Annotated in this window: 8 protein-coding genes and 1 pseudogene; 4 read left to right on the top strand and 5 right to left on the bottom strand. The window is 50.8% G+C overall.

The features are described from left to right. The 5 genes and pseudogenes from ACJAZW_RS14365 to ACJAZW_RS14345 all read right to left on the bottom strand — a co-directional run. Nucleotides 1-263, bottom strand: a pseudogene (locus tag ACJAZW_RS14365) (polysaccharide biosynthesis protein GumN); the annotation flags it as partial. Between the two features lie 81 nt (nt 264-344). Continuing rightward, a complete protein-coding gene (locus ACJAZW_RS14360; RefSeq protein WP_415159298.1) occupies nt 345-1,301 on the bottom strand; it encodes a DMT family transporter in 957 nt (318 codons plus the stop codon). A gap of 6 nt (nt 1,302-1,307) precedes the next feature. Further along, complete coding sequence (gene argE, locus ACJAZW_RS14355; RefSeq protein WP_415159296.1) at nt 1,308-2,456, bottom strand: acetylornithine deacetylase; 1,149 nt, start codon at nt 2,454-2,456, stop codon at nt 1,308-1,310. A gap of 96 nt (nt 2,457-2,552) precedes the next feature. Then, complete coding sequence (locus ACJAZW_RS14350) at nt 2,553-2,957, bottom strand: hypothetical protein (protein WP_415159294.1); 405 nt, start codon at nt 2,955-2,957, stop codon at nt 2,553-2,555. Nucleotides 2,958-3,147: 190 nt separating this feature from the next. After that, nucleotides 3,148-4,077 carry a tyrosine recombinase XerC gene (locus ACJAZW_RS14345; RefSeq protein ID WP_415159292.1) on the bottom strand — a complete coding sequence of 310 codons (930 nt, stop codon included), beginning with the start codon at nt 4,075-4,077 and terminating at the stop codon, nt 3,148-3,150. A gap of 106 nt (nt 4,078-4,183) precedes the next feature. On the opposite strand from ACJAZW_RS14345, the gene ACJAZW_RS14340 reads away from it, so the two are divergent. The 4 genes from ACJAZW_RS14340 to ACJAZW_RS14325 all read left to right on the top strand — a co-directional run. After that, a complete protein-coding gene (locus ACJAZW_RS14340) occupies nt 4,184-6,364 on the top strand; it encodes a primosomal protein N' (protein WP_415159290.1) in 2,181 nt (726 codons plus the stop codon). A 174-nt stretch (nt 6,365-6,538) separates the two neighbouring features. Further along, nucleotides 6,539-7,183: a F0F1 ATP synthase subunit delta gene (locus ACJAZW_RS14335; RefSeq protein ID WP_415159288.1), complete on the top strand. Its 645-nt coding sequence runs from the start codon at nt 6,539-6,541 to the stop codon at nt 7,181-7,183. Further along, entirely contained in the window at nt 7,183-8,715 is a 1,533-nt protein-coding gene (atpA, locus tag ACJAZW_RS14330) for a F0F1 ATP synthase subunit alpha (RefSeq protein WP_415159286.1), read from the top strand. Before ACJAZW_RS14335 ends, atpA begins: the two co-directional genes overlap by 1 nt. 34 nt (nt 8,716-8,749) lie before the next feature. After that, nucleotides 8,750-9,147, top strand: a 398-nt coding sequence (locus ACJAZW_RS14325; RefSeq protein ID WP_415159284.1) for a F0F1 ATP synthase subunit gamma, incomplete at its 3' end; no start/stop codon positions are given.

The raw sequence follows: 9,147 nt of genomic DNA, 5'->3' as shown, positions 1-9,147 counted from the left end.
TTCAGGATGTGCTCATCAGATTTGTGCATCGTGCCAAAAAGCCAAGACACATGTTCATCATCTTCATGGCTGATTTTCCAAAATAGTCCACGGCTGTTCAGTGTCGCATCTGCTTGCGCTTTGATGTTGGCAAAAGCTGTAGGATCAGTTTGCTGCAAAACTTTATACAGATTTACATTGGTGCAGGTTGTTGCGGCCGTTGCAGGTTGAACGAAAAGGGCAAAGGTTAATGCGAAGGCGGCGCTAAGTGCGGATTTGAACATTTGGCGTGTCCTTGAGCGGGCGTTGGTTATGCTTTTTATATTGGACGTAAAAGATATCACTGCAATGGCATGCACGCTTTTTTAAGATGGCATTTGCATTTTTCTTGCCGCTGCTTCTTTGGCGCGACGGTCCATTTGCGTAAAGCTGATCACCCCGATTAACACCATAGCCGCACCTGCTGCGTGCCAAAGGGTAAAGTCTTCGCCCAAAATTGTGACGGCCAACCCGATGGTGACAAGCGTAGAGACATTGCCGATCACGGCGGTGGGTTCGGGCCCTACCATGCCAATACTTATGGAAATCAGATAGGCGGGGATAACCGTTGAAATGGTCGCGACGGCAAACATCAACATCATGGCGCGGGGTGGCAGCGACAGATCGGAGAAATCGTTGATCAGGAAGAAGTGGGCGATGACCACCAGCCCAGCCGCTGTCATGGCGATGGAGGTAAAAAGTCTTGCCCCGATCCGATCAATATGTGGTTTGGCCAGCACTTGGTAAATAGCGTAAGACAATGCCGCACCCAAAACCAACGCGCCACCGATGATGGTGGATTGTCCATCAATTTGCAGATCGCGCGCAAAAATCACAGCTAGACCCCCATAGGAGACAAAAAGAGCGATAATCATTTTTGGTTTGAGCCGCCGTCCTTGAAATATTGCGCCAATCAGCACCACGAAAATCGGGTATGTCAACAATATCAATCGGTCGAATTGCGCTGAAATATAGGTCAGGCCCGCAAAGTCCAAATAAGATGCCAAATAATAACCGAGCGCCCCAATGGCTGCAACGGTTAACAGTGATTTGGCGGTTAATAGCGGTCCATCATTTTCAGCCACGCGGCGGCGGTAGCCGAAATAGCCGATCAATATGAAAAACGGCAGGGCAATGATCATCCGCCAGGTGAGCGTGGTAATGGCATCCACATTTTCAATCAGGGCCAGTTTGATTAGAATGCCCTTGGTCGCAAAAAAACTTGCGCCGAGTGCGCCGACCAAATAGCCCAAGATCATTTTATTGCCGGAAGTTTTGCTCATAATTATCTAACTGGATTGGTGGGCGATCAAGTCGCGGACAAATTTGATGCCGAGTTCAACCTGGCTAAGTTCGATAAACTCATTGGGTTTATGGGCCTGATCGATTGAACCGGGACCACACACGATAGTCGAAAACCCGCCATCTGTTTGGAACTGGCCTGCCTCGGTGCCGTAAGGCACGCCGATAGTTTCGTTCTTGCCCGCCAGCCGCATTGCGAGCGATTTGGCAACGTCTTGTTTTGGCGCGGCAAAACCGGGCGTCCAAATAACGTCTTTTGTTATCGAACATTCAGCGTGTTTGGCTTTCATCTCTGCTTCAAGCTGCGCCATGTAGGTGTCGATTTTACCAACCACAATATTGTAATCTTCTTGCGGGAGCACCCGATAATCGCAGGTGAAACTGCAGTCGCGGGCAACGATATTGTCTGCAATGCCGCCCTTGACGATCCCAACATTCAAGGTGGAATGGTTTGGCAAAAGCGGCAGACCTTCATAAGGATTGGCCACCAATTCATCGTGCAGATCATTGATGAAATTGATGATTTTTGCAGCATAACGGGTGGCGCTGACCCCGAGATGGGTCTGGCTTGAATGGGCTTCAAGCCCTGTGACATGAATGGTCATGCCATAGACACCCTTGTGCATCTCTGCCACTTGCATATCGGTGGGTTCGCCCACAATCACCGCATCAATTGGTGGTAGGTTTTTGGCCATTTCTTTGATCATGAACGGCGCTCCAAGGCAGCCCAGCTCTTCATCATAGGACAGCGCGATATGGATCGGGCGTTTCAGATTTGCGCTGAGCATTTCGGGAACCAAAGCCAAAACGATGGCGCAAAAGCCCTTCATGTCGCAGGTGCCACGGCCATAAAGTCGATTGTCTTTTTCGACCACCTTGAACGGGTCGGTGGACCAATCCTGATCTTTTACAGGCACCACATCTGTGTGACCGCTGAGGATAACACCGCCTGCAACATTCGGACCAATGGTGGCGTAAAGGTTGGCTTTGCTACCGTCTTGGTTTGGCACCAAATGGCTTTGAACGCCAAGTTGTAAAAGATATGCTTTTACATCGCTGATCAAATCCAAGTTGGATTTACTTGATACGGTGTCAAAGCTCACAAGCCTGCTGATCATTTGTTTTACGTTTTGCATGTAAAGGGCGCCGATAATGGAGTGGGCAATTGGCCACAAGTGAGGAGGCACAGCTTAATGCCTGTTTGCTATTTATGCCAATGCCTTTGCCATGATTTAGAATAACAATGCCCAACCCGCGCTTATGCCAACGCCAATCAAGGCAATGCCAGCGAATATAAATGTACTTCCACCGCGTTGCGCCTTTTCAAGCGAGCGCATGCCGATATGAGGGAAGAGAATTGAAACCGTGCATTTGAGTGTTAGCGCCCAACCGTAGACGGTCAGTACAATCGCCGGGCCAGACCAGACTTGGTGAAATGCCACAACGATCAGAGCTGGCCACAGTTCCAATGTGAAAGTACGGGTGATGATGGCTATGTTGCCACTTTGATGCAGCTTGGTGAAATAGTCTTCCCACATTTCGGGCTGCATGATGTGCGACAGCCCCATCAGTACACATGCGAAAAACATGGTTAATTGTACTGCGCTCGTGCCGTCTGTGACGAATGGGAAGTACATATTGCCTCTCGTTTCTGTTTCAGGGAAATTGCCAGCTCCATTTTGTCAAACAAAACGGTTTCTTGCAAATGCTTTTCATTTGCAAGAAACGATGATTGGACATTTCAGGTGCTGTCCCTGTGATCCTTTTGCTTATAATGCGCGTTGGCCCAGGATAAGTGAGATGAGAAAATTAATGCCCTACAGAGACTTAAGACCTTGGGTGCGCTTTGAGATAGGCGTCCATCAATTGAGCGGTGTCGACTTTTGTGTAGATCTGCGTGGTCGACAGGGATGCATGGCCGAGCAATTCTTGAATTGAGCGCAGATCGCCGCCGCCTGCCAATAGATGTGTTGCAAAGCTGTGGCGCAGGGCGTGGGGGGTTGCTGAGTTGGGCAGACCGAAGGCTGAACGCAGTTTTTGCATTTTTAGCTGCACCAGACGTGGGCTAAGCGGTCCGCCACGTGCGCCACGGAAAATCGGGACGTCGGTATCCGGATGATAAGGGCAACGGTTTTGATAATCTTCGATGGCGTGACGAATGGCAGGTAGTATTGGCACCATGCGCACTTTGCCACCCTTGCCGTTAATACGCAGATTGTCACTGTCTAAATCATTTGCGGTCAGCGCCAGCGCTTCTGAAATCCGTAGGCCCGCGCCGTAACATAGAGCCATTACGGCGACATCGCGGGCGGCGATCCAGGGGTCGTCTTCGTGCGTGACCCCTTGTTCGACGAGCTTTTTGGCGTCAATTGCGGTGAGCGCTTTGGGCAGGCTTTGCTTTTTCTTTGGCGCTTTAATGGCGGCTAAACTATCGGCGTGGGCATGGCCTTCTTTTTCAAGAAACGCAAAGAAGCTTTTGATCCCAGACAGGCCGCGCGCCATGGTGGCGTTACCGACCCCGGTTTGACGACGGTTTGACATGAAGCCGCGCCAATCGGCGGGCGTGAGTTCGTTGAGTGCACTTACAGATACGGGCGCACCCAAATGGGTGGTGAAGAAAGTGAGCATTTGCTCCACATCACGATCGTAGGCAACAAGGGTCTTGTCGCTCAGCCGTCGAAGCGAGGATAATTCGTCCTGCCATTGGGATAAGCAACGCGCAACTTTTTTGTCTTTGTTGATCAGCACATCGTTCATGGCCGCATTATACGGCGTGCAAACTTACCAAAATTGAAATCATGCTCGTTTTTTTGCCGCTCACGTTTTAGGCTTGGTGTCCCAATCGATTCTTAGAAAGTAGCTCATGGGCCAAATCTCGTCCGACATTGTTTCAGTGATGGTCAGCGTGGCGGTTGATGGACCCTATTCCTATCGTGTGCCTGAAGGGATGCAGGTTATGCGCGGCTCTGTTGTTCAGGTGCCGCTGGGGCCGCGCAAGGTCATGGGCGTTGTGTGGGGTGAGCCAAAAGATCAAGTGGCACACAATCGGCTCAAAGATATTGATCTTGCGTTTGATACGCCGCCCTTGACCGAAGAGCTGATCAAGCTGGTGGATTGGATTGCCAAATATACGTTGGCACAGCCGGGCATGGTGTTGCGTGGGGTCTTGCGTTCGCCCGAAGCCTTTGGCGAAGACAAACCAATTGCGGTTTACCGGTTTTCAGGAACGTTGCCGGAGCGGATGACATCTGCTCGACAGCGGGTGATTGATGTGATGCAAGATGGGTTTGCTTGGCAAAAACGGGCGCTAATTGGGGAAACTGGTGTCAGCCCATCTGTGATTGAGGGGATGGTAAAGATTGGGGCGCTGGAACAAAGCTTTGTGCCGCCGCCGCCAATTGTTCATCCGCCTGATTTTGACTTTGCGCCAATGCAATTAAATGATGAGCAACAAGCAGCGCTTGAACTGTTGCGCGCGCATGACCCACATGAATTTGGTGTCGCGTTGCTCGATGGGGTCACTGGGTCTGGTAAAACCGAAGTGTTCTTTGAAGCGGTGGCCGATTGTTTGCGCGTGGGTCGGCAGGCGGTGATCTTGCTGCCCGAGATCGCCCTAACCCACACGTTTTTGAAGCGGTTTGAGGACCGATTCGGTGCAAAACCTGGCGAGTGGCATTCGGATATGACGCCAGTACAACGGGCGCGGATGTGGCGATCTATTGCGCGGGGCAAGGTGCAGGCGGTGGTTGGGGCGCGTTCGGCACTTTTTTTACCCTATCCTGATCTTGGGTTGATTGTGATCGATGAAGAACATGACACCGCGTTCAAGCAAGCGGATCGGGTGAACTACCATGCGCGGGACATGGCCGTCGTGCGGGCGCATTTGGCAAATGCGCGGGTGATTCTGTCTTCCGCCACGCCTTCGGTTGAAAGCCGGAACAATGCAGATCAGGGTCGCTATACTCACGTCAAGATGCTTGGGCGGTTTGCCGATGCGAAAATGCCAGACATTACAGCGATTGACATGAAAGAAGAAGGTCCGGAAAAGGGCGAGTGGATCGCACCTAGGCTGGCGCGTGAGATATTTGGCGCATTGGACAAAAAAGAACAGGTTTTGCTGTTCCTCAATCGACGCGGCTATGCGCCGCTGACCCTATGCCGCGATTGTGGCTATCAATATCAATGCCCGGATTGTTCGGCATGGTTGGTGGAACATCGCTTTCGGGGGGTGTTGTCATGTCACCATTGCGGGCATGAGGTGCAAAAACCAAAAACATGCAAAGAGTGCGGCGCTGAAGAATCACTGATTCCCATTGGGCCGGGTATTGAGCGTATAGCTGAAGAAGCTGCACGGCGTTTTCCGGACGCAAGGCGTGTTATCCTTTCGTCTGATATGGGGGGGATTGTTGCGGCCCGCGAACGGTTTGAAGAGATTGCGCGCGGTGATTATGATTTAATCATCGGCACCCAGTTGGTTGCGAAGGGCCACCATTTCCCGAAGCTAAACTTGGTCGGCGTGTTGGATGCAGACTTGGGGTTGGCGCATGGCGATCCGCGAGCCGCGGAAAAAACGTTTCAAATTCTGACACAGGTGACAGGCCGGGCCGGGCGAATCGGTAAAGCGGGGCGGGCATTTTTGCAAACCTATGTGCCAGAGCACGCGGTGATGCAGGCGATGGTGCGCGGTGATCGCGAAGCGTTCTACAAACATGAGTTAAAGGCGCGAGAATCGGTTGGTTTGCCGCCGTTTGGGCGATTGGCTGCGTTGATCGTTTCGGCCACTGAACATGATGTGGCGTTTGGTCATGCGCGTGGGTTGGCGGTGATGGCCCCCAAAGCCCCTGACGAGGCAAAACTAAAATTATTCGGTCCCGCTGATGCGCCGGTGGCCATGGTGCGCGGGCGACATCGGGTCAGGCTTTTGGTGCAGGCCGATAAACATTTCGATTTGTCGGGCTATGTGCGCTTTTGGCTGACTGAGGGGCCAAAGGTGACGGGCAATTTGCGGGTGCAGGTTGATATCGACCCGATGAGTTTTTATTGATCTTTGTTCGTATTTTACTCAGTTATGGCCAATCCTTGTGTAAAATTCACAAAAAGTGCCCTGCGACAAATGAGTCTACCCCATTTTTGCCTTAGGTCTATTGCACGGCCTAAATGCTTATGGTAGACGGTGCGCCATATCTGAGGAGGACGGAAACGTCAGCCTCCTAACACCATGAAAATTCGTGCCGGTTTTGCGGGCGGTCGCTCGACGGGACAGGTAAGACGAATTTTTGCATTTGATTGGGGTATAGAGGCTTTGAGCGCACAAAACTCAGTTCTCGTAACAATCGCCCGTCCGTATGCGGCGGCGCTGTTTGATTTAGCGTCGGATGCAAATGACATTGTGGGCGTTGAAAAGGCACTTGACGGCCTTTTGAAGCTGATCAATGACAGCACAGATTTCTCTGACTTTTTGAAAAGCCCAGTTATTTCAGGCGAAGAAAAAAGCGCTGTGGTGGAAGCAGTGATCAAAAAGGCCAAATTGAAGGGCCTGACAGCAAATTTTTTAAATCTTGTGGCAAAGAACCAACGTTTGTTCGCGTTGCCTGCAATGATTTCTCAGTTCAAAGCGCTTGCTGCAAAGGATCGGGGTGAAGTTCACGCCGAGGTTACCTCTGCTCAACCGCTTTCGAAAGCACACCAAGACAGCCTTGCTAAGGCTCTCAAAGAGAAGATTGGTAAGGATGTCACGCTTGAGCAGCATGTGGATGCTGATCTGATTGGCGGACTAATCGTTAAGGTTGGTTCCCAAATGATCGATTCTTCGCTCAGGACGAAATTGACAGCCATGAAGATCGCGATGAAAGAGGTCGGCTAATGGATATTAAAGCTGCAGAAATTTCTGCCATTCTCAAAGATCAAATCAAGGATTTTGGGAAAGAGGCGCAAGTCTCAGAAGTTGGGCAAGTTCTCTCCGTCGGTGACGGTATTGCTCGTGTTTACGGCCTTGATAATGTTCAGGCTGGTGAGCTCGTTGAGTTCCCAGGCGGCATTAAAGGGATGGCGTTGAACCTTGAAGCTGACAATGTAGGCGTTGTTATCTTTGGTTCTGACCGTGCCATTAAAGAAGGTGACACCGTTAAGCGTACAGGCGCAATTGTTGACGTTCCAGTTGGCAAAGAATTGCTTGGTCGCGTTGTTGACGGTTTGGGCAACCCAATTGATGGCAAGGGCCCAATCAAGTCAAAAACACGTAAGCTTGTGGATGTTAAGGCACCTGGCATTTTGCCACGTAAGTCTGTGCATGAGCCAATGTCGACTGGCCTGAAAGCTGTTGATGCGATGATCCCGATTGGCCGTGGCCAACGCGAATTGATCATTGGTGACCGCCAAACGGGTAAAACAGCTATTCTTCTTGATACATTCTTGAACCAAAAGCCTGCGCACCAAGGTACTGACGAGAGCGAAAAACTTTATTGTATCTATGTTGCGGTTGGCCAAAAGCGCTCAACTGTTGCGCAGTTCGTAAAGACCTTAGAAGACGCTGGCGCGATGGAATATTCTATCGTTGTTGCCGCGACCGCTTCCGATCCTGCTCCGATGCAGTTCTTAGCGCCGTTTACCGGTTGTACCATGGGCGAATATTTCCGCGACAATGGTATGCATGCTGTGATTGGTTATGACGATCTTTCAAAGCAAGCTGTGGCTTACCGTCAAATGTCACTGCTTCTTCGTCGTCCACCTGGACGTGAAGCTTATCCTGGTGACGTTTTCTATCTTCACTCACGTTTGCTCGAACGCGCGGCGAAATTGAACGAAGATCACGGTTCAGGTTCTTTGACCGCTTTGCCGATCATTGAAACTCAAGCGAACGACGTGTCAGCTTATATTCCGACGAACGTGATTTCGATCACGGATGGTCAGATCTTCTTGGAAACAGACTTGTTCTTCCAAGGTATCCGTCCGGCGGTGAACGTTGGTCTGTCGGTTTCTCGTGTGGGTTCATCCGCGCAGATTAAAGCGATGAAGCAAGTTGCTGGTTCGGTTAAGGGTGAATTGGCCCAGTATCGTGAGATGGCGGCGTTTGCTCAGTTCGGTTCTGACCTTGATGCGGCGACGCAAAAAATGTTGAACCGTGGTGCGCGTTTGGTGGAGCTGTTAAAGCAACCACAATTCTCGCCGCTTAAATCTGAAGAGCAAGTTGCTGTGATTTTTGCTGGCGTTGAAGGCTACATCGATGCTGTTAGCGTTCGTGATGTGCAAAAATTTGAGCAAGGCTTGCTTGGTGCACTACGTGGCAAACACAAAGATTTGCTTGCAACGATTGCAAAAGAAAAAGCCATTTCTGACGACACACGTGAGAAATTGCATGCAGCTATTGGCGGGTTCGCCAAGACTTTTGCAGGTTAAGCAAAACTAGGTTTTGACAAGGAGCTGAGGTGCTATGCCCTCATTGAAGGACCTGAAAAACCGGATATCTTCGGTCAAGTCGACCCAGAAGATCACCAAGGCTATGCAAATGGTTGCAGCTGCGAAGCTGCGCCGTGCGCAAGATAATGCTGAAAGTGCCCGGCCATACGCAGAGCGCATGAACGATGTGCTCGCCAGTTTGGCCGCGGCCTATAAGGGCCGTGAGGATGCACCTAAGTTACTTGGTGGAAACGGTAATGATCAAACACATTTGCTAATTGTTGCATCGGCAGAACGCGGTCTTTGTGGCGGCTTTAACTCGTCAATTGCACGGCTTGCCCGTGATCACGCAAATGCGTTGATGGCTAAAGGCAAGACCGTCAAAATTCTTTGTGTTGGCAAAAAAGGGCATGACGTTTTAAAGCGTTTGTT

The organism is Maritalea sp. (genome assembly GCF_047634455.1).
Lineage (GTDB): Bacteria > Pseudomonadota > Alphaproteobacteria > Rhizobiales > Devosiaceae > Maritalea.
This window is presented reverse-complemented; position numbering and strand designations above follow the sequence as displayed.